The following is a 21,273-nucleotide window of genomic DNA, read 5'->3' as shown; positions in this document are numbered from 1 at the left end:
GTAATCGATTACAAAAAGAAGATCGCGAGCAAAATACGCTAAGCGCGAAGAAGATCACAATAAAAAGAGATAATGCCCCGCCGGACGACGGGGCGATCGCCTTACGCCGAACGGCGCAGGGTTTTAAAGGCCACAAACAGGAACAGGATCCAGACCGGCAGCAGAATCGCCGACAGGCGCATACCGTCAATCGTGCACATCAGCACCAGGATCAGCCCAAGAAAGGCGATACAGATATAGTTGCTGGCGGGCGACAGCAGGGCTTTAAACTTCGATTCGCGCCCTTTGCGCCGCTGGGCGGCGCGGAACTTCAGGTGTGCCAGACAGATCATAATCCAGTTCAGCAGCAGCGTCGCTACCACCAGCGCCATCAGCAGACCGAGGGCTTTTTGCGGCAGCAGGTAGTTAAGCAGCACCACCAGCGAGGTAATGACTCCCGATAGCAGCAGAGAGTTAACCGGCACGCCGCGCTTGCTGACGCGGGCGAGAAACTTCGGCGCATTGCCCTGTACCGACAGGCCAAACAGCATCCGGCTATTGGAATAAACGCCGCTGTTATAGACCGACAGCGACGCTACCAGAATGACGAAGTTTAGCGCTGAAGCCACCACGTTACTGTCCAGATTATGAAAGATCATCACGAACGGGCTGCTGTCGGATTTAATTTCCACCCACGGATAGAGCGCCAGCAGAACCACCAGCGAGCCGATATAAAACAGCAGGATACGGTATACCACCTGGTTAACCGCTTTCGGGATGCTCTTTTCCGGATTGTGGGCTTCCGCCGCGGTAATGCCGATGAGCTCCAGCCCGCCGAAGGAGAACATAATGACCGCCAGCGACATGATCAGGCCGTGCCAGCCGGTGGCGAAGAAACCGCCGTGTTTCCACAGGTTATCGATGCCCGCTTTGCTGCCGCCGTGGCCGCCGAACAGCATCCACAGGCCAAAGCCGATCATGCCGATAATCGCCAGCACCTTGATCAGCGCAAACCAGAACTCCGCTTCACCGTACAGACGCACGTTCACCAGGTTGACGGCGTTGATAATGATGAAAAAAGCGGCGGCCCAGATCCACGTCGGCACGTCCGGCAGCCAGTACTGCATATAGATCCCGGCGGCGGTCAGTTCCGCCATCCCGACCAGCACGAACATTACCCAGTAGTTCCAGCCGGAAAGAAAGCCGGCGAACGGTCCCCAGTACTTATAAGCAAAGTGGGCAAAGGAACCAGAAACCGGTTCTTCAACGACCATTTCGCCAAGCTGGCGCATGATCAGAAATGCGATGATGCCGGCGACGGCATAGCCGAGCAGTACGGCCGGTCCCGCCATTTGAATCGCCGGCCCGATGCCGAGAAACAGGCCGGTACCGATGGCGCCGCCAAGGGCGATAAGCTGAATATGTCGGTTCTGTAAACCGCGGTGAAGCGTCGGGCCGCTTTCCTCTACGGCATCCGACGGCGTTGACGCGTCTTTCACGTCGATCCCCTGTGTGTTTATATGAAGGGGCACCTTGTAACACTTATCCCCGTCATACTTCAAGCCGCAGATGCCCTGGCTTCATACGTTCATTGATTTATCACAAGGGGCGAGCAGCCCTGCCCGCCCCAGCGTTTTGCTTAGAACTCGTAGCCGACCGAAACCTTGAACGTCCGCGGTTCGCCACGGAACAGATAGGTTCCGCTGTCATCCGCGCCGGACCAGTAGTTCTCATCCGTCACGTTATCCACCCCAGCACGCACCGTCATCTGGTTCTGATTTTCATTAAGCGCCAGGCGATAGCGCACGCCGAGATCCAGGGTCGTGAAGCTATCAATCTTCTTGCTGTTCGCCTGATCGGCATACTGCGAACCGGAATGGTTGAGGCGCGCGGTGGCGGTCAGGCCGTCGATGGGCTTGATGTCATACTCTGCCCCAAGCACCGCGTAGAACCCCGGTACGCCGATCGCTGTTTTACCGTCGTTGATACCATCCTTGGTTTTCGACAGTTCGGCTTTCAGCCAGGTCGCGCTGGCGTTAAGGCGCAGACCGTACAGCGGTTCGCCGAAGAGATTAAATTCAACACCGCGATTACGCTGCTCGCCGTTAAGGCCATAGCGTTTCTGGCTATCGAGGAATGCTGACGGCATTTTAATTTCAAACAGCGCCAGCGAGCCGCCAATGCGGCCAAAATCCGCCTTCATCCCGACTTCGTTCTGTTTGGAGTGAATAATTCCGACGCTTTCGCCATAGTTGGCGGCGGAGTTCGGCGCATTGCTGCCCGGCTGCAGGGCTTCGGTATGGTTGGCGTATAGAGAGATAACCTGCCACGGCTTGTAGACCACTCCATAGGTTGGCATCCAGCGGCTGTCGTCATACGCATCGCTTTGCAGGCCGGTGGTTTTATCGTAGTTGCGCACCACCACTTTTTGATGACGAGCGCCAGCGGTGAACAGTAGCGTATCATCCAGCACGCCGAGGGTGTCGCTCAGCAGCCAGCCCTGGGAACGGGTACGGCCGCTGGTCAGCGGATCGTAATAATCGCCGCCGAAGGAAGCGTTCGCTGGAGGCGCAACCTGCTGAGTATCGTAGATATTCACCAGCGGGTTATCCGCCGCCTTCGACATCCGCCATGCGGTTTTATCGTTTTGGGTTTTCGCCGAATAGCCGACGTTGACCTTGTGCGATACAAAACCGGTGGCGAACTCGCCGCGTACCCCGGCCATACCGCTGGCGGTATCAATATAGCGGTTGGTATCCAGGCGCCCCGCCGTGGCGTTGCCCGCCCGGTCGATGAGCTTCGACGCGCTATATAAGCCGATTTCATGGGCGTGCTGCGCGCCTAAAGAGGCATAGGCGGTCCATTTATCGACAATGTCGTACTCCATCCTCAGCATACCGAACTCATTTTCGATATCGCTGTAAGCCCATTTTTGCGTGTAGTTGTGGGTGTTATCCGGCAGGCGCGGAATAAAATCGACACCCGAAATGTTGATCCCCATCGGGCCGCCGTGGAAGGTTTTTTTCTGATAGCCAAAGTCAAACGAGCTGCGCATGCGTTCGCCGCGATAATCGAGACCAATTGAAGCCAGCGTGGTTCTGCGCTTATCACTCTCCACTGCCGCCTCGCCTTCGCGGTGCACCAGGTTCACCCGCGCGCCGAACTGGTTATCGTCGCCAAAGCGGCGACCCAAATCCAGCGAGCCGCCGACCTGAGAATCTGAGGTATAGTCCACGCCCACGCGAGCGGTCGGGATATCTTCCGCGCGCTTGGGTTCAAGGTTGATCATGCCGCCGACGCCGGAACTGGCTGCGCCGTTCAGCAGAGCATTGGCGCCTTTAAAAATTTCGACCCGCTCAAGCATGGCGGTATCCACTACCTGACGCGGCACCACGCCCGCCAGCCCGCTCAGGGTCATATCGTCGCCGTCAAATTTAAGGCCGCGAATGCGGTAGGTCTCAGCGTAGTTACCGTAGCCCTGCACCGGCTGAACCCCGGCATCGTTACTCACTACATCGGTGATGGTTTTCGCCTGCTGATCCTGAATCAGCTTCGAGGTATAGCCGATAATGCTGAACGGAACGTCCATCGCGTTTTGTTCGCCGAGCATTCCGAGGCGGCCGCCGTTGGCGACCTGGCCGTCGAGATAGGCGGGCACCACCAGGTCGCCGCCGGCTCTAAAGCGGCTGTCGGGCGTCGCCTGAACGACCATGGTTTCTTCGTTTTTCTGACGTTCGCCGGCGTCGTTTTCTACCGCAGCGGCTGAATGGGTGATCGCGCCAACGGTTAACGCCAGCAGCGTTTTTCGCAGTGGGAAGGCCGGAGAGCAGGAGCTACGCATAATTTGGTCCCATAGATAGGAAAATAAAGCCAGGGGCCCGTTGCCGGGCCAGATTTTTTATTTTGCGGTCAGGTCAATGCGGACAACGCTGTCCGGCCCTTTCGTCGAATGATCTTTATTGAACGGCTGCTTAACGGTGACAAACAATGTCTGCCCGTCGGCGGAGATCAGCAGGCTGTTGGGGTTAGCCGGAATATCCCATGTTTTTTTCAACGCGTAACTGCTGCCATCCAGGCTGATTACTTTGCCGGATTCACGCTGGGAAATATAAATCTCGCTGCGCTTTGGATTGAACTGCACCGCCAGCGAATCGCCCACTTCCAGCTGCTTAATCAGCTTACCGGTATGGATATCAAGCACCAGCGTGGTTTTCGCTTGCGAGTTGTCGGTGACGAACAGGCGGCCGGTGGCGCTATCTTCGGCCATATTCAGCAGCAGGGCTGGCTTAGCGCCCAGCGGCTTCCAGCGCTGCTCGATACGGTTGTTGCGTGGGTTAATCACCAACACCTCGCCGCTGCCGTTTGCCGCATAGAGACGTCCGGTTTGCGCAGAGTAGTGCAGGCCGGTCATCCATTTGCCGGTATTTTTAATCCGCGTTTTCAGCTTCAGCGTGTCAGCATCGACGACCCAGATTTGTGCCGGATCGGCCACCGCGCCCACGTAGAGCGTGTTATTGAGCAACAGGATCTGCCGCGCGCCGTACGGGAATCCCTCTTTGTTACGCTCGCTGAACAGCAGGCGTTTTTTGACTTTGCCGCTGGCGGTATCAATGGCGCTAATGCCGCCGTCCAGCGAGTTGGTCACGTACAGCGTACTGCCATCCGGACTAAGCTGTACGGCAAAGTTTTTCAGGTCTGTGTGGGTCATACCGAGGGTTTTCAGGGTCGTCGGGTCCAGCTTATAGACCGCCCCGCCCTGCACATCTTTAAAGCCTTCAGCGCTGGCCACGTATAGCGCATCGCCTTTCGGGCTGAGCGCCATTTCATACAGCCCCTCCGCCAGCTCGCGCTTCAGCGGCTGTGCGGGGGTAACCGCGCTTTTTTCAGCCACGTGTTGAGAAGCCGGAACGGTATAGGTGGCGGCGCAGCCGCTTAAGACAGCAGAAATAGCCAGCGCCAGCGCCGGGAGAGTGCATTTCATAAGATCAATCCTGAACAAAATCAACGATCCGATAGTGACTCCGCCGCCGAAATTAACGTTTCCGGTCTTGCGCCTGTGAGCCCCATCCTGTGCCTTCGCCGTTTCCCTGTGAGCCCGCGACGAACGCAGGTTATCTCCTGATAAAAACGCAAACAAGAAGAAGAATGAGAACTATACTCATTATCTTATCGTAATCAAGCCTGGCTTTTGGCGAATGGAAAAACGTTTCATTTTTCGCTGAAAGGGATTCGCCGCAGAGGGATGAGCTGAAGGTGAGGAACAATGCGCGACAAAACGCTGAGATGCAGAGGGCCGGACCCGACAGAATCCGGCCTCAATGACTACGCGCTGGCGGTGTCCAGGCGCGCCAGCTGTTCCGCACTCAGGCTCAGCGCGGCGGCGCGGGCAAAGCTCTCCACCTGAGCAATGCTGGTGGCGCTGGCGATGGGCGCCGTCACGCCTTCGCGGGTCATCAGCCAGGCCAGAGCGACTTCGGCAGGTTTAGCGCCGTTTTGCTCCGCGACCTCAGCCAGGGTATCAATAATACGCAGCCCGCGAGGATTAAGGTATTTACCAATGCCGCTGCCGCGCTGGCTTTGCGCCAGATCGGACTGCTGGCGGTATTTACCGGTCAGGAAACCGGACGCCAGGCTGTAGTAGGTCACCACGCCGATCTCGCGGCTGACGCACAGGTCGCAGAGCGCGCCTTCAAAAGCCGAGCGATGATAAAGATTGTATTCCGGCTGCAGTACCTGCCAGGCAGGCAGGCCGCTTTTACGCGACACCTCCAGCGCGCTCGACAGCTGCTGCGCGTCAAGGTTCGAGGCGCCCATCGCGCGGATTTTACCCGCCTGCTGCAGAGCGTGGAAGGCTTCGAGCGTTTCGGCAACCGGCGTTTCCGGGTCCGGCCAGTGGGCAAAATAGAGGTCAATATAATCAGTGTTCAGGCGACGGAGCGAATCGTCTACCGCCTGCTGGATCCAGGCTTTTTTCAACCCTTTATGGCCAGGAAGGCCTAAATCGGAACCCACTTTGGTGAAGATCTTCACCTTCTCGCGCATGCCTGGCCGCGCCTGTAGCCAGCGACCGATAATGGTTTCAGACTCGCCGCCCCGGTTGCCATCCGCCCAGCGGGAGTAGACATCCGCCGTGTCGATAGCATCGAAGCCGTGGTCTATAAACGCATCAAGAATGGCAAAACTGGTTTTTTCATCGGTGGTCCAGCCAAAAACGTTACCGCCAAACACCAGCGGGGCGATGGAAAATCCGGTTTTGCCCAGGGGACGTGTGATCATGCCGTTCACTCCTTATCGCTTATATTCAGTATCCTTCGGAACGCCGTGAGGGCCAGAAAAGGACAATTACGGGATAGTAAGAAAAGGAAGCTAGAAGCGGGCTTTCCGCGCCCGCTGAATGCATAACAACATTATGTCCCGGAATAGACGTCAAAGCTAAAATATTTCCCGGCGAGCTTTTTATAAGTGCCGTCGGCAAGAATAGTGGCAATCGCGCCGTTAATCTCCTGGCGCAGAGCATCGTCCTCTTTGCGCAGGCCAATCGCCGCGCCGGCGCCGAACAGCTTGTCGTCCTTCAGGTGTCCGCCAACGAAGGCAAAATCTTTCCCCTGCGGCTGCTGCAGGAAGCTGTAGTCGGCCATCATGCCGGAAAGCACCGCGCCGTCAATACGCCCGGACTCCAGATCCTGAACCACGCGATCCGCCCCCTGATAGGCGACGATATTGATTCCTGCCGGACGCCAGTGCTGATTAACGTAAGTCTCCTGCGCCGATCCCTGCTCGACGCCGATGGTTTTGCCTTTCAACTGCTCGACAGTGTTTCCGGCCAGGGTGTTTTTACGCGCAACAAGGAATACCGGGCCGTTGTACAGCTTGTCGCTAAAGCCAATCTGCTCTTTGCGTTTCTCGGTCATATACATGCCGGAGAGGATCGCATCGAACTTACGCGCTTTCAGCGCCGGGATAATACCGTCGAAATTGCTTTCCACCCACACGCACTTCGCCTGCAGCTGTGCGCAAATCGCGTTGCCGAGGTCAATATCAAAACCCTGCAGCTTACCCTGCGGATCTTTCCATTCAAACGGCGCGAAGGTCGGGTCGACGCCAAAGCGAATTTCCTTATTTTCTGCGGCCAGGGCTGAGGTTGAGGCCATCAGCGCGACCCACAGCAGAAGAGATTTTTTCATTATTTATGGACTCCAGAGATCAACGGCAGTGTGTTTCAACTAACCGGGCAAACAGCGTCGCGCCGGTGGAAATAATATCGTCATTAAAGTCATAGCCAGGGTTATGCACCATACAGCTGCCCTTCCCGCCTTTCTCGCCATTGCCCAGCAGGAAGTAGCAGCCGGGGCGCTGCTGGAGCATAAAGGCAAAATCTTCGCTGGCGTTCATCGGCGAGATGGATTCCAGCACGCCCTCCTCGCCAAAGACTTCCAGCGCCAGCGCTTTGGCGAATTCGGTCTCTTCAACGCTATTGGTCAGTACCGGATAAGAGTCAAAGACCTCTACCTCGCTGCTGGCGCCGTAGCTTTTGGCGGTAAAATCAGCAAGCTCCTTGATGCGTTTAATCAGCAGGTCACGGATTTCCGGCTTCATCGCCCGCACGCTCAGCTCCATCACCACGTTCTCCGGAATGACGTTCGAAGCAATGCCCGCCTGGAAAGTGCCGACGCTCACTACCGCGGTTTCGCCCGGCGGTACGTTACGCGCAACGATGCTTTGCAGATTCATCACCAGCGCCGCGCCGGTGACAATCGGATCGACGGTGCGCTCGGGGTGCGCGCCGTGGCCGCCGTAGCCGGTAATGGTAATTTTTACCGTATCCGCCGAGGCCATAAAATTACCGGCGTAAAAGCCAACTTTCCCTACCGGCAGGCCCGGCATATTGTGCAGGCCGAAGATGCGCTCGCAGGGAAAGCGCTCAAACAGGCCGTCTTTAATCATTAAATCCGCGCCGCCGATAGCTTCTTCGGCAGGCTGGAATATCAGGTGAACCGTGCCGTTGAACTGACAGGCCGGAGAGGCGATATACTTCGCCGCCGCCAGCAGAATGGTGGTATGACCGTCATGGCCGCAGGCGTGCATTTTCCCGGCAACGGTGCTAGCCCAAGGGAGATCGGTCGCTTCGAAAATCGGCAGCGCGTCCATGTCGGCGCGCAGGCCGATAGTGCGTGGAGAATCGCCTTTGCTCAAGGTTCCGACCACCCCGGTTTTCGCCAGCCCGCGGGTTACCGTATAGCCCCACTCGGTCAGTTTTCCGGCCACCAGCTCGCTGGTATTAAACTCTTCCAGACTTAATTCCGGATTGGCGTGTAAATAATGACGGATCGCAATCATTTCTTCTTCAGTGGCTTTAATTTCGGGAATTACACAGTCGGTCATGCCGGTCTCCGGGATATAGAATCAGGTGCTAAGCTTTAATAACTTAACGTGCTAAGGGTTTAATGCAAGCAGGATTTCTTATTCCACGCGGAGTTTTCATCGGATTTATTCATAGCGGTTTAACGATGAAGCGCATTCTTTTTTCTATCGCCCGAACCAGGACTCTTCTTAAATTCTCTGCTTTTTATTAATCATGAAGCACAATAACAATTCAAAATGCGCAAAGAAACAGATAAAAAATCAAAAAAGAGCCATCTCGGTGATATTTTCCGCTTTACAGCTTTCAAGCGAATTTGACGTGAGAACAAAGGCGGGTGCGATGGCGTAACGCTGGCCGATCTAGCGGCCCTCAGACGCAGGGACATCGGTAGACCGGGCAAGTACACAGCACCGCCTCCGGAGAGGCGGCGGCGAGGTTAAGGTAAAAAACGTTAGTTATTCAGCGCGCCGTTAATCAGGATAGACGTAATAATCCCGCTGGCGGCGGCAATCAGCACATAGTTGCCGTCAATATACGACCAGTGCTGCCCGCGCGGCGGTGCCGGTAATCCGCGATCGTTCCAGTCGTTAATCCGATAATCATTACCGCGGAAACGTTCCGGAGCCGGCTGACCTTTGCGGAAATCGTGCCCGTTCCACGCAAAGTGATCCTGCTCATGACGCGCCTGAGGTCGGCTATCATGCGCCTGGCCCCCGCGCCCTTTATCGCCGCGATCCGGGCCACGGTTATCACCGTTCCCCTGATGATTATTGCCCTGATGGTTGTTGGCCTGCGCCCCCTGCTGGCGGTTGCCGTCCGGGCCGCCGCGGCCGGCGTCTTGCTGCCAGACCTGCTGCTGACCGTGGCTGTTGCCGCCAGGGCCATCCGCCCATGAGGCGGAAGTAAAAGCACACGATAAAATAATTGCCAGTGAAAGAATCTTTTTCATAATACACCTCCTGATATATTTCCTTTCTACCGGGAAAATGTGGAGGAATAGTGAGTAACACTATAACCAGGACAATTCCTGGCTAATATCCTTCATCGTTTAAGTTGTTTTTTTGTCGGCTGCATTCATTCACCTTTGTTACAGCGTTACCCGCGCGCATGGGAAAAGATGAACTGGCCGCCTTAATGCTGCCCGGAATCCAGGGGGTAGAGCCGTATAACGTATTAATCAATATTATCCCGGTGCTGAATTAAATGCCCTGAATAACAAAAAAGGCCGCTTTCGCGACCTTTTTTAGCAAATAGTCAGTGATTATTCAGTGACTTTTGTTTTCAGCTCTTCGGCACCCTGCTTGGTTTTATCCCAGCCTTCTTTGCTAACCTCTTTGGTCTTATTCCAGCCTTTTTCGGTGCCTTCTTTAGTGGCGTTCCAGCCTTTCTCAGTCCCTTCTTTGGTTTTGTTCCAGGTTTTCTGCGCGCCTTCGCTGACTTCACTGCCTACGCTATCGCTTTTGCCTTCTGCCGCATGTTTGGCTTTCAGCTGCTGCTCTTCACCCTGGTGCTGGGCCTCGTGCAGTTTTTCCTTCGCGGTGTTCGCCCCTTCGTGGGCCGCCGCGACGGTATCATCGGTTGCGTGTGTCGTTGCAGCAAAAACAGGAGCTGCTACCAGAATCGCAGATAACGCAATCATTGCTTTTTTCATATTGTCCTCTCTCTAACGAACTTAATGTTATGAGTCGCATTCAGCATGGCACAAGATTCTGCCGTCTGGCTTTAGGGATTGTTCTTAAAACTATTTTAAGACTTTTCTATCCGCTTTTTACCTGTCGGGTCCAGATTCCGGCTGCTCAGCCAGCATTCCTTTCCTGGGCGACGTAGCGTAACCGTCCGGGCTGAAGCTTGATGCCGCTATGCAGACGGCGGCGATCGGCATGACCCCCCGCGCGGCCAAATCACCGCGGTTTTGCAAGGCCGCTCACGTTTTTATACCCGGAATCGCACTTTTCCGCCTGCAACGTTCCCCTCACTCTGTCGCTATGCTTTAATGTGCTAAACCGGTTTAATTAAGTTTAGCTATGGAGAATTTTCAGCATGAATGCAAAAGTTTGGGTTCTGGGCGACGCGGTAGTGGACCTGCTGCCGGAGAGCGAAGGCCGCCTGCTGCAGTGCCCCGGCGGCGCGCCGGCTAACGTAGCGGTAGGCGTCGCCCGCCTTGGCGGAAACAGCGGGTTTATCGGACGCGTCGGCGACGATCCGTTTGGCCGCTTTATGCGTCATACCCTGCAACAGGAGCAGGTCGACGTCAGCCATATGCACCTCGACGGCCAGCACCGTACCTCCACCGTGGTAGTCGACCTTGACGATCAGGGGGAACGCACCTTTACCTTTATGGTGCGCCCCAGCGCGGACCTGTTCCTCACCGAAGAAGACCTGCCGCCGTTTGCCGCCGGGCAGTGGCTGCACGTCTGCTCTATTGCGCTCAGCGCCGAGCCCAGCCGCAGTACCACCTTCGCGGCAATGGAGCGCATTAAATATGCCGGCGGTCGGGTCAGCTTTGACCCCAATATCCGCCCGGATCTCTGGCAGGATCAGGAACTGCTGCACGCCTGCCTCGATCGCGCTTTGCGGATGGCCAACGTGGTGAAGCTATCGGAAGAGGAGCTGGTATTCATCAGCGGCAGTGATGATTTAGCGCATGGAATCGCCAGCCTAACTGAGCGCTATCAGCCGGAATTGCTGCTGGTGACCCAGGGTAAGGCGGGCGTGCTTGCCGCCTTCCAGCAGCAGTTTACCCATTTCAGCGCCAGGCCCGTTGTCAGCGTGGACACCACCGGCGCGGGAGACGCATTTGTCGCCGGACTGCTCGCCAGCCTTGCCGCCAACGGGATGCCGACGGATATCGCCGCGCTGGAACCGACCCTCACGCTGGCGCAAACCTGCGGCGCCCTGGCGACAACGGCGAAAGGCGCGATGACCGCCCTGCCTTATCAGCGCGATCTTAATCGCCAGTTTTAATCGTTAAAGCCGCCCTGCGCGGCTCACTTTGTTGCATCCATCACATTTATTAAACCGGTTTAGCAAATTCATTTTAAAAATGTTAAAGGTCGGGCTTAACATAGCGCCTAAACCGGTTTAGCAAAAAACACTACTTTTCATTTTACTTTTGGGATGCGACCAGCATGTATAGAAAAAGCACACTTGCGGTTCTTATCGCTTTGCTAACCGGCGCCGCCTCAGCCCACGCGCAAACGGACCTCAGCACCATTGAAGCCCGGCTCATCGCGCTGGAAAAGCGCCTGCAGGAAGCGGAAAACAGGGCGCAAACGGCGGAAAACCGCGCCGAGTCGGCGGAGAAAAAAGTCCAGCAACTCACCGCGCAGCAGCAAAAAAACCAGGACACGACTCAGGAAGTGGCTCAGCGTACCGCCAAACTTGAGAAAAAGGCCGATGAGAAAAGCGGCTTTGAGTTTCACGGCTACGCCCGCTCCGGCGTAATAATGAATGATTCCGGCGCCAGCACCAAATCCGGAGCCTACATGACGCCAGCGGGGGAAACCGGCGGAGCAATCGGCCGTCTGGGAAACCAGGCCGATACCTATGTTGAAATGAACCTTGAACATAAGCAGACCCTGGATAACGGGGCCACCACCCGTTTCAAAGTGATGGTCGCCGACGGGCAAACCACTTATAACGACTGGACGGCAAGCACCAGCGATCTGAACGTTCGTCAGGCCTTTGTCGAACTGGGTAACCTGCCTACGTTCGCCGGGCCGTTTAAAGGCTCCACCCTGTGGGCCGGGAAACGTTTTGACCGCGACAACTTTGATATTCACTGGATCGACTCTGACGTCGTGTTTCTCGCCGGTACCGGCGGCGGTATCTACGACGTGAAGTGGAACGACAGCCTGCGCAGTAATTTCTCCCTTTACGGGCGTAACTTCGGCGACATCGATGATTCCAGCAACAGCGTGCAGAACTATATCCTCACCATGAACCACTTCGCCGGTCCGCTGCAGATGATGGTCAGCGGTCTGCGGGCGAAAGATAACGACGAGCGTAAAGATACCAACGGCAATCTGGTGAAAGGCGATGCGGCAAATACCGGCGTACACGCGCTGCTCGGCCTGCATAACGACAGTTTCTACGGCCTGCGCGACGGTAGCAGCAAAACCGCCCTGCTCTACGGTCACGGCCTGGGCGCAGAGGTTAAAGGTATCGGCTCTGACGGCGCCCTTCGTTCGGGAGCCGACACATGGCGCATTGCCAGCTACGGTACCACGCCGATCGGCAAAAACTGGTCTATCGCCCCGGCGATCCTGGCGCAAAGCAGCAAAGACCGCTATGTCGATGGCGATAGCTACCAGTGGGCAACGTTCAACGTGCGCCTGATCCAGGAGATCAATCAGAACTTCGCCCTCGCCTACGAAGGCAGCTACCAGTATATGGATCTCAAACCCGAAGGTTATAACGATCGTCATGCGGTGAACGGTAGCTTCTACAAGCTCACCTTCGCTCCAACCTTTAAGGTCGGCAGCATCGGTGATTTCTTCAGTCGTCCGGAGATTCGTTTCTACACCTCCTGGATGGACTGGAGCAAAAAACTGAATAATTACGCCAGCGATGACGCGCTGGGCAGCAACGGTTTTAACTCGGGCGGCGAATGGTCGTTCGGTATGCAGATGGAAACCTGGTTCTGACGGTTACATCAGATGACAGGAACCGCCGGGGCGGCAAAACGCCTTCGTCGCCCCGGACACAATAACGACGCAGAAACTGCGCCCCCGTGAACACGGGACGACAACACGAAAATGTTTACGCATTCAGAGGGTACTATGGATTTTGAACAGATTTCCCGCTCGCTGCTTCCGCTTCTGGGAGGCAAGGAAAATATCGCCAGCGCCGCGCACTGCGCCACGCGCCTGCGCCTGGTGCTGGTTGATGACGCGCTGGCTGACCAGCAGGCCATCGGCAAAATTGAAGGGGTTAAGGGCTGCTTTCGTAATGCCGGGCAGATGCAGATTATTTTCGGCACCGGGGTGGTAAATAAAGTCTATGCCGCTTTTATTCAGGCGGCAGGTATTAGCGAGTCCAGTAAATCGGAAGCCGCCGACATCGCGGCGAAAAAGCTTAACCCGTTCCAGCGCATCGCCCGCCTGCTGTCAAACATCTTCGTGCCGATTATCCCGGCTATCGTCGCTTCCGGTCTGCTGATGGGCCTGCTGGGAATGGTCAAAACCTACGGCTGGGTTGACCCAGGCAACGCCATCTACATCATGCTGGATATGTGCAGCTCGGCGGCGTTTATCATTCTACCGATTCTGATTGGCTTTACCGCCGCCCGCGAATTCGGCGGTAACCCCTATCTCGGCGCAACGCTCGGCGGCATTCTGACCCACCCGGCGCTGACGAACGCCTGGGGAGTCGCCGCCGGTTTCCATACCATGAACTTCTTCGGCCTCGAAATCGCCATGATCGGCTATCAGGGTACGGTGTTCCCGGTGCTGCTGGCGGTCTGGTTTATGAGCATCGTTGAAAAGCAGCTGCGCCGCGCGATCCCCGATGCCCTGGACCTGATACTGACGCCGTTCCTGACGGTGATTATTTCCGGCTTTATCGCCCTGCTGATTATCGGCCCGGCCGGTCGCACGCTCGGCGACGGTATTTCGTTTGTCCTCAGCACCCTGATTAGCCACGCCGGCTGGCTAGCTGGTCTGCTGTTTGGCGGTCTCTATTCGGTTATCGTCATTACCGGTATTCACCACAGCTTCCACGCCATCGAAGCCGGACTCCTCGGCAATCCCTCCATCGGCGTCAACTTCCTGCTGCCGATTTGGGCGATGGCTAACGTCGCTCAGGGTGGCGCCTGCCTGGCGGTGTGGTTCAAAACCAAAGACGCAAAAATTAAAGCCATTACGCTGCCCTCAGCGTTTTCCGCCATGCTTGGCATCACCGAGGCGGCGATTTTTGGTATCAACCTGCGCTTTGTGAAGCCGTTTATCGCGGCGCTGATCGGCGGCGCGGCGGGCGGCGCATGGGTGGTATCCATGCACGTCTACATGACCGCGGTAGGCCTGACGGCGATCCCCGGCATGGCCATCGTGCAGGCCAGCTCGCTGCTGAACTACATTATCGGAATGGTTATCGCCTTTGGCGTCGCCTTTACGGTTTCCCTGGTGCTGAAATACAAAACGGACGCTGAATAATGTCACTTCCATCACGGCTGCCTGCGATTTTGCAGGCCGTTATGCAGGGCCAGCCGCGCGCGCTGGCCGATAGTCACTATCCGCGCTGGCACCATGCGCCGGTTACCGGGCTGATGAACGACCCCAACGGCTTTGTCGAATTTGCCGGACGCTATCACCTGTTTTATCAGTGGAACCCGCTCGCCTGCGATCATAAATTTAAGTGCTGGGGGCACTGGAGCTCCGCCGATTTACTGCACTGGCAGCATGAGCCGATTGCGCTGATGCCGGACGAAGAGTATGACCGTAACGGCTGCTACTCCGGCAGCGCGGTGGATAACAACGGTACGCTCACCCTGTGCTATACCGGCAACGTGAAGTTTGCCGATGGCGGCCGAACCGCCTGGCAGTGCCTGGCAACGGAAAACGCCGACGGCACCTTCCGCAAAATTGGCCCAGTCCAGCCCCTGCCGGAGGGCTACACCGGCCACGTACGCGACCCGAAAGTCTGGCGGCACGAAGGACGCTGGTACATGGTACTGGGCGCGCAGGATCGGCAAAAGCGCGGCAAGGTGCTGCTGTTCAGCTCCGCAGACCTCCATCAGTGGACGAGTGAGGGCGAAATCGCCGGCTACGGCCTCAATGGCCTCGACGACGCCGGCTATATGTGGGAGTGCCCGGATCTGTTTCCGCTCGGCGACCAGCATATTCTGATCTGCTGCCCGCAGGGGATGGCTCGCGAAGAAGAGCGCTTCCTCAATACCTATCCGGCAGTATGGATGGCCGGTGGTTTCGACTACGACCGCGCCGCTTTCAGCCACCGCGAGCTGCACGAACTGGACGCCGGGTTTGAGTTTTATGCCCCGCAAACCATGCACACCCGCGATGGCCGCCGTCTGCTGGTCGGCTGGATGGGCGTGCCGGACGGCGAAGAGATGCTTCAGCCGACTCTTGCCAACGGCTGGATCCATCAGATGACCTGCCTGCGTGAGCTGGAGTTGATCGACGGTCAGCTCTACCAGCGTCCGCTGCGCGAGCTGACCGCTTTGCGCGGCGAAGCGCACGGCTGGCCGGGGAACGCCCTGCCGCTGGCGCCGATGGAGATCGCCCTGCAAACCGCCCGGGACGATGCGTTAAGCCTCGATTTCGGCGGCGCGTTGACCCTTGAGCGCGATACCCGCGGGATTCGCCTGGCGCGACGCAGCCTCGCCGGCGACGAGATGCACTATCGTTACTGGCGCGGCGAGGTCCGTTCGCTGCGGATTTTCATCGACCGGTCGAGCGTGGAGATTTTCATCAACGACGGCGAGGGGGTGATGAGCAGCCGCTGCTTCCCGGCTTATCCGGCGCAGCTGATTTTCTCCGGCAGCGCGCCGGACGCATTCTGCTACTGGCCGCTGCGAACATGCATGGTAGAATAAGCGTTTTGCTTTCAGGCTCATGGCGTCGTAATGAAAACCAAACGCGTAACCATTAAAGATATCGCCGAACTGGCGGGCGTTTCCAAAGCGACCGCCAGCCTGGTGCTGAACGGGCGTGGCAAGGAGCTGCGCGTGGCGCAGGAAACGCGCGAGCGCGTGCTGGCGATTGCCCGCGAGCAGCACTATCAGCCGAGCATCCACGCCCGCTCGCTGCGCGACAACCGTAGCCACACCATCGGCCTGGTGGTGCCGGAAATCACCAACTACGGCTTTGCGGTCTTTTCCCATGAGCTGGAGATGCTGTGCCGCGAAGCAGGCGTCCAGCTGCTGATCTCCTGTACCGATGAAAACCCCGGTCAGGAGAGCATGGTGGTCAATAACATGATTGCCCGCCAGGTTGACGGTCTGATCGTCGCCTCCTGTATGCACAACGATGCCGACTACCTGAAGCTCAGCGAACAGCTGCCGGTGGTGCTGTTTGACCGCTGTCCTAATGAAAGCGCGCTGCCGCTGGTGATGACCGATTCGATTACCCCAACGACGGAGCTGATTTCCCGCATCGCGCCTCAGCATAGCGATGAGTTCTGGTTTTTAGGCGGCCAGCCGCGTCTGTCGCCCTCCCGCGATCGTCTGGCCGGGTTTACGCAGGGTCTGGCCCAGGCGGGTATTGAATTGCGCCCGGAGTGGGTGATCAACGGCAACTACCATCCCAGCTCCGGCTATGAGATGTTCGCCGCCCTCTGCGCGCGCCTGGGAAGGCCGCCAAAGGCGCTATTTACCGCCGCCTGCGGGCTGCTGGAAGGGGTACTGCGCTATATGAGCCAGCACCATTTACTCGACTCCGACATCCACCTGGCGAGCTTTGACGATCACTATCTCTACGATTCGCTGTCGCTGCGTATTGATACCGTACAGCAGGATAACCGCCAGCTGGCCTGGCACTGCTACGATTTAATCAGTCAGCTGATCGAGGGCAACAAGCCTGAACCGCTACAGCGCTACCTGCCGGCGACGCTGCAGTTTCGGCATCGGTGATTCACGCATCCAGCCCCGCGATCCGCACCAGATGAACGGTGAGCCACAGCAGCTCGTTGCCGCCGAGGGTGATATCGAGCTGGGCTTTAACGTAGTCGCGGATCAGCAGCGCGCAGCGGTAAGCGTCCGGATACGCCTTAATCACCTGCACCAGCAGAAAGCTGTCCCGCGCGCCGTCCAGCTCCCCCTCCTGTAAACGCTGGAGGAAAAACTGCATATGGACCAGAAAGCGCGAGTAGTTTATCGATTCGGTGTCTATCTGCTGCTTAAAGTGGTACTGCACGAGATTAAAAATATCCTTCAGCATTTTCACCGACTGCATGGTCTGCGCTACGTCGTCGCCCTCGCTCTGGCCGTTAACCAGATGAAAGGCGATATTCCCGGCTTCCTCCTCCGGCAGTTCAATCCCGTACTGCTGGCGAATAATCGTCACCGCCTCACTGGCGACGCGGAACTGCTGCGGATAAAAGCGCCTGACTTCCGGCAGCAGGCGGTTCTGAATAGCGATCCCTTTGCGGCTGCGCTCGATGGCGAAAGTCAGATGGTCGGCGAGGGTAAAGAAAATCTGCTCGCGGACTTTGCTGGCGAGCTGCATATTGGCGCGGGAAATAATCATTGCGGCCATCTCAATGACCTCATCCGGAATGGCGGAGAGCGCCTCAAGATAGCCGCTGCGCGCGCCGAGCGCCTGGGTTACGAATAGCTTCTCTATCTTCTCCGGGGCGATTGCATCGCCGGGCCTGCTATTGAAACCAATGCCTTTCCCCATGACGATAACCTCCCTGTTATCGTCGTCCATCGAGAGCACGAGGCTATTATTGAGCACCTTCTGAACAATCATCTCTGCGACTCGTCGTGGTTGCCGTTTTGCGCGATGACATCCTTATACCACCAGAAGCTGCGTTTGCGGATCCTTTGCAGCCGCTTCAGGTCATCCTCGCCGCGATCGACATAAATAAAACCGTAGCGCTTGGCGTATCCCTGATGGGTGCTGACCACGTCAATCGCCGCCCACGGACAGTAGCCCATCAGCTCGACGCCGTCGGCAATCGCCAGCCGCATCTGTGCGATATGCGCGTCGAGGAAAGCGATGCGATAGTCGTCATTCACCGTCCCGTCAGGCTCCAGCTTGTCCGGCGCGCCCATCCCGTTTTCGCTAATCAGAATCGGCAGACCATAGCGCTCGCACACTTTACGCAGCGTCAGACGCAGCCCTACCGGGTCGACCACCCAGCCGTAGGGGGTTTTGCCGACCCATGGATTTTCCGCCGGACGATAAACCCCCTCTTCGCCCAGCATAATTTGCTGATCGCCCGCGCGGGGCGCAACGTCCCCGCCGTCGCCCCGGCTGGCGGCAATGGTGGCGGTCGAGTAGTAATTAATGGCGATAAAGTCCGGCCTCCCCTGCTGCAAAATCAGCGCATCCTCCGGCTGCAGTTCCGGCGCGAGGCCGCGATCCTGCATATAGGCCCACGCCAGGGCGTTGTAGCGCCCATGCACCGCAACATCCAGAAAGCTCCAGCAGCGCAGCGTCTCCCAGTTATGCGCGGCGATGGCGTCCTCCGGCTTACAGCTTTCGGCGTACATCGACGTGGTGTTTATCGCCGGGCCGATGCGCAGCCCGGGGAACTCACGGTGGCACAGGGCGAAGATCTGCGCCTGGGCCAGCATCATATGATGATTCTGCTGGTACAGCGCCTTCTTATCCGGCAGTTCACGATCGGCGGGCACGCCAATCGCGCCGGGATGCAGAATCATGGTGTTCTGTTCGTTGATGGTCAGCCAGAGCGGAACTTTGGCGGCAAATTCGCTGAACAGCAGCCTGGCATAGCGCACGAATGCCTCCCCGGTTTTGCGGTTCAGCCAGCCGCCTTTTAGCTCCAGCGCCCACGGCAGGTCGAAGTGGTAGAGCGTCACGATGGGGGTGATCCCGTGGCGCGTCAGGGCGTCGATCAGGCGGTGATAAAAGGCCAGCCCATCCTGATTCACCGGGCCATCGCCGTCAGGTATCACCCGCGACCAGGCCACCGAAAAACGGTAGGCCTTCAGCCCCATCTGCGCCATCAGCGCGACGTCCTCCTCCACGTGATGATAGTGGTCGCTGGCGATGCGGAAGTCCGCCGTTCCCGGCGGATGGCTAAGCATGTCGACTACCGACGGTCCTTTACCGTCTTCATTCCACGCGCCCTCAACCTGATAGGCTGAGGTGGACGCGCCCCACAGAAAACCGTCCGGGAACCGGGCCTGCTGTTGATAAATCATGGCTGCGCCTCCTTAACGGATTGCACCATCAGCGTCTCGCCGTAATCCACCCGGGCGGCGTCGGTAAAGCGCAGAGCGTGCTGCCCATCGCCGTTGACCACAATGACTGGCGTAATCAGGTCGTATCCGGCCTGTTCGATGGCGGGAATATCAAAGCGGATCAGCACCTGCCCCGCCTCCACCCTATCCCCCACCTTCAGCGATGAGCTAAAGTGCTGGCCGTTAAGATTAACGGTATCAATACCGATATGGATCAGCAGCTCAACCCCGCTGTCGCTCTGCAGGCCAACGGCGTGGCAGGAGGGCAGGAACATCATCACCGTGCCGCTAAACGGCGCGCGCAGTACTCCCTCTTCGGGACGAATCGCCAGCCCCTCGCCCAACAGACCGCCGGAAAAGACGTCGTCATTCACTTCACTGAGCGCCACCACCTGACCGCGCAGCGGGCTTAATACTTCCGTCTCCCCCTCGCTTTTAGCGCTCACCGCAGGCTGCGGCGCCTCGTCCACCGCTTCTTGTTCCTCAGGAACATCTTTGAAGGCGATAAACCAGGTCAGGGTAAAGGTCACCACGATGGAAATCGCGCAGGTCACCAGCGCATGAACGATGTTCATCGGGTTTTCACCGATAAACGCCGGCAGCGCCGCGAGGCCTGGCGAGACAAACGCGTAGCGCACCAGCCCGCTCACCCCGGCATAGACCCCGGCGCAGCCGCCGCCGATCATCGCGGCAATCAGCACGCGGCGGAACTTGAGCAGCACCCCGTACAGCGCCGGTTCGGTGATCCCCAGCAGTGCGGTAAATCCCGACGAGGAGGCCAGCTGGCGCAGGTTGCTATTTTTGGTTTTCAGCGCCACGCACAGCGTCGCCGCTCCCATCGCCACGTTTGAGGCCAGCATCCCCGGGCCGTTAATCATCTCGTAACCGCTTTTACTCAGCTGACCGGTGGCGATCGGCGTCATCGCCCAGGCGGTGCCGGTAATGATCAGGAAGGGCTGCAGGGTGCCCATCAGCATCGGGATTAACCAGCTGGCGTGGCGGTCGATAGCGCCCGCCCCCGCGGCCACCAGGTCGTTAAGCAAAATGCCCGCTGGGCCGACCACCACCAGCGCCAGCGGCGCGGTAATCAGCAGAATCAGCATCGGCTTAACGAAAAACTTGATAATCGATGGCGACACTTTTTCGGCGAAGCGCTCCACCCACGACATCAGCCACACGGTCAGAATAATCGGCAGCACCGAACCAGCGTAATCGGAAAGCAGAACGTTGATGCCGACAAAATCCACCGCTTTACCGGCCGCCAGCATCTGGCCGATGCCCGGATGCAGCAGCACGCCCGCGAGGGTCATCGCCAGAATCGGGTTGCATTCAAACTTCAGCGATGCGCCGTAGGCCAGCAGCACCGGCAGGAAGAAGAAGGCGGCGTCGGCAATAATATTCAGCAGCTGATACGTCGAGCTGGTTTCGCTAATCACCCCGGTGAGCTTGAGAATGGCCAGCAGCGCTTTAATCATCCCCGCGCCGGTAATCGCCGGGATCACCGGGGTAAAGGTGGTCGAAATAACGCTGATAATCCGGGCGACGATGCCGGCCGGCTTCGCGTTTTTATCGCCGCCTGCAGGGCCTTTTTTCTCCGGCAGCGCCTTATTGAGCAGGCGATAAACCTGCTGCACCTCATTGCCGATAACTATCTGGAACTGGCCGCCCTTCTCCACTACGCTGATCACGCCGGGGAGGGCGCCAATCTGCGCATCGTTAACCTTTGCGCGGTCGTTGAACTCCATGCGCAGCCGGGTCGCGCAATGGGTGAGCATACGGATGTTCTCCGCACCGCCCACCGCGTGGAGGATTTTGTCTGCTGTTTCGTTATAGTTCATAGTGTTCCCTGGTGTTGGGGCAAAAAAAAGACCAAAACAGAGACGCTCCCCTTGGCGGGAGAGCATTTCTATTTTGGTCTTGCCTGCTTTCGCAGTAGCACGCCATCATAAAAATGGGTTATTTCGGCGGATTATCTAAGCGGCCTTTGATGAATTCAATGATGACCGGACAAAAGTGTGAGCTGGATTAAGTAAATTCTTAAGTA

At 57.5% G+C, this 21,273-nt stretch carries 16 protein-coding genes; 5 read left to right on the top strand and 11 right to left on the bottom strand.

The genetic code is table 11. From position 1 onward, the window contains the following. Positions 1–101: 101 nt before the first annotated feature. The 8 genes from pheP to IAE27_RS01965 all read right to left on the bottom strand — a co-directional run bounded on the left by pheP (position 102) and on the right by IAE27_RS01965 (position 9,992). The gene (gene pheP / locus IAE27_RS02000) at positions 102–1,478 is read right to left on the bottom strand and encodes a phenylalanine transporter (protein WP_004099947.1); all 1,377 of its coding nucleotides are present in this window, start codon (positions 1,476–1,478) and stop codon (positions 102–104) included. A gap of 140 nt (positions 1,479–1,618) precedes the next feature. Beyond that, entirely contained in the window at positions 1,619–3,820 is a 2,202-nt protein-coding gene (locus IAE27_RS01995) for a TonB-dependent receptor (protein WP_070557248.1), read from the bottom strand. A 57-nt stretch (positions 3,821–3,877) separates the two neighbouring features. Beyond that, a complete protein-coding gene (locus IAE27_RS01990; RefSeq protein WP_064344981.1) occupies positions 3,878–4,960 on the bottom strand; it encodes a YncE family protein in 1,083 nt (360 codons plus the stop codon). 341 nt (positions 4,961–5,301) lie between these two features. After that, on the bottom strand, positions 5,302–6,255 hold the full coding sequence (locus IAE27_RS01985) for an aldo/keto reductase (protein ID WP_108704112.1): 954 nt from the start codon (positions 6,253–6,255) through the stop codon (positions 5,302–5,304). Between the two features lie 131 nt (positions 6,256–6,386). After that, positions 6,387–7,163, bottom strand: coding sequence for an ABC transporter substrate-binding protein (locus IAE27_RS01980; protein WP_023320502.1), 777 nt, complete (start codon positions 7,161–7,163; stop codon positions 6,387–6,389). Between the two features lie 19 nt (positions 7,164–7,182). Next, entirely contained in the window at positions 7,183–8,361 is a 1,179-nt protein-coding gene (locus IAE27_RS01975) for a M20 aminoacylase family protein (protein WP_004099935.1), read from the bottom strand. 431 nt (positions 8,362–8,792) lie between these two features. Then, positions 8,793–9,290 (bottom strand): RcnB family protein, encoded by a 498-nt coding sequence (locus tag IAE27_RS01970; RefSeq protein WP_070557245.1) that lies wholly within the window; start codon positions 9,288–9,290, stop codon positions 8,793–8,795. Positions 9,291–9,602: 312 nt separating this feature from the next. Further along, positions 9,603–9,992 (bottom strand): hypothetical protein, encoded by a 390-nt coding sequence (locus tag IAE27_RS01965; protein WP_004099916.1) that lies wholly within the window; start codon positions 9,990–9,992, stop codon positions 9,603–9,605. Positions 9,993–10,381: 389 nt separating this feature from the next. Between IAE27_RS01965 and IAE27_RS01960 the strand changes: the two genes are divergently transcribed. The 5 genes from IAE27_RS01960 (at position 10,382) to IAE27_RS01940 (ending at position 16,928) form a co-directional block, all read left to right on the top strand. Further along, positions 10,382–11,305 (top strand): aminoimidazole riboside kinase, encoded by a 924-nt coding sequence (locus IAE27_RS01960; protein ID WP_017146430.1) that lies wholly within the window; start codon positions 10,382–10,384, stop codon positions 11,303–11,305. 164 nt (positions 11,306–11,469) lie between these two features. Continuing rightward, positions 11,470–12,987, top strand: coding sequence for a carbohydrate porin (locus tag IAE27_RS01955; RefSeq protein ID WP_154022116.1), 1,518 nt, complete (start codon positions 11,470–11,472; stop codon positions 12,985–12,987). Positions 12,988–13,122: 135 nt separating this feature from the next. Beyond that, positions 13,123–14,493, top strand: a complete 1,371-nt coding sequence (locus tag IAE27_RS01950; RefSeq protein ID WP_154022115.1) for a sucrose-specific PTS transporter subunit IIBC — start codon at positions 13,123–13,125, stop codon at positions 14,491–14,493. Continuing rightward, on the top strand, positions 14,493–15,893 hold the full coding sequence (locus tag IAE27_RS01945; RefSeq protein WP_070557244.1) for a sucrose-6-phosphate hydrolase: 1,401 nt from the start codon (positions 14,493–14,495) through the stop codon (positions 15,891–15,893). The genes IAE27_RS01950 and IAE27_RS01945 overlap by 1 nt, the downstream gene beginning before the upstream one ends. A gap of 30 nt (positions 15,894–15,923) precedes the next feature. After that, a complete protein-coding gene (locus tag IAE27_RS01940; protein WP_200091645.1) occupies positions 15,924–16,928 on the top strand; it encodes a LacI family DNA-binding transcriptional regulator in 1,005 nt (334 codons plus the stop codon). 1 nt (position 16,929) lies between these two features. Here the strand turns inward: IAE27_RS01940 and licT are convergent, their stop codons facing one another. Genes licT through IAE27_RS01925 form a run of 3 tightly spaced genes read right to left on the bottom strand, consistent with a single transcriptional unit; the run spans position 16,930 to position 21,067 of the window. Next, positions 16,930–17,769, bottom strand: coding sequence for a BglG family transcription antiterminator LicT (licT, locus tag IAE27_RS01935; protein WP_004099899.1), 840 nt, complete (start codon positions 17,767–17,769; stop codon positions 16,930–16,932). Then, the gene (locus IAE27_RS01930; RefSeq protein ID WP_108704113.1) at positions 17,766–19,190 is read right to left on the bottom strand and encodes a glycoside hydrolase family 1 protein; all 1,425 of its coding nucleotides are present in this window, start codon (positions 19,188–19,190) and stop codon (positions 17,766–17,768) included. The genes licT and IAE27_RS01930 overlap by 4 nt, the downstream gene beginning before the upstream one ends. Next, positions 19,187–21,067, bottom strand: a complete 1,881-nt coding sequence (locus tag IAE27_RS01925; RefSeq protein WP_105889854.1) for a beta-glucoside-specific PTS transporter subunit IIABC — start codon at positions 21,065–21,067, stop codon at positions 19,187–19,189. The genes IAE27_RS01930 and IAE27_RS01925 overlap by 4 nt, the downstream gene beginning before the upstream one ends. Positions 21,068–21,273: the final 206 nt, after the last annotated feature.

Origin of the sequence: Klebsiella sp. S69 (assembly GCF_016516145.1) — a bacterium.
Classification (GTDB): Bacteria; Pseudomonadota; Gammaproteobacteria; order Enterobacterales; family Enterobacteriaceae; genus Klebsiella; species Klebsiella oxytoca.
The sequence above is the reverse complement of the archived record's forward strand: the minus strand, read 5'-3'. Positions and strand labels throughout refer to the sequence as shown.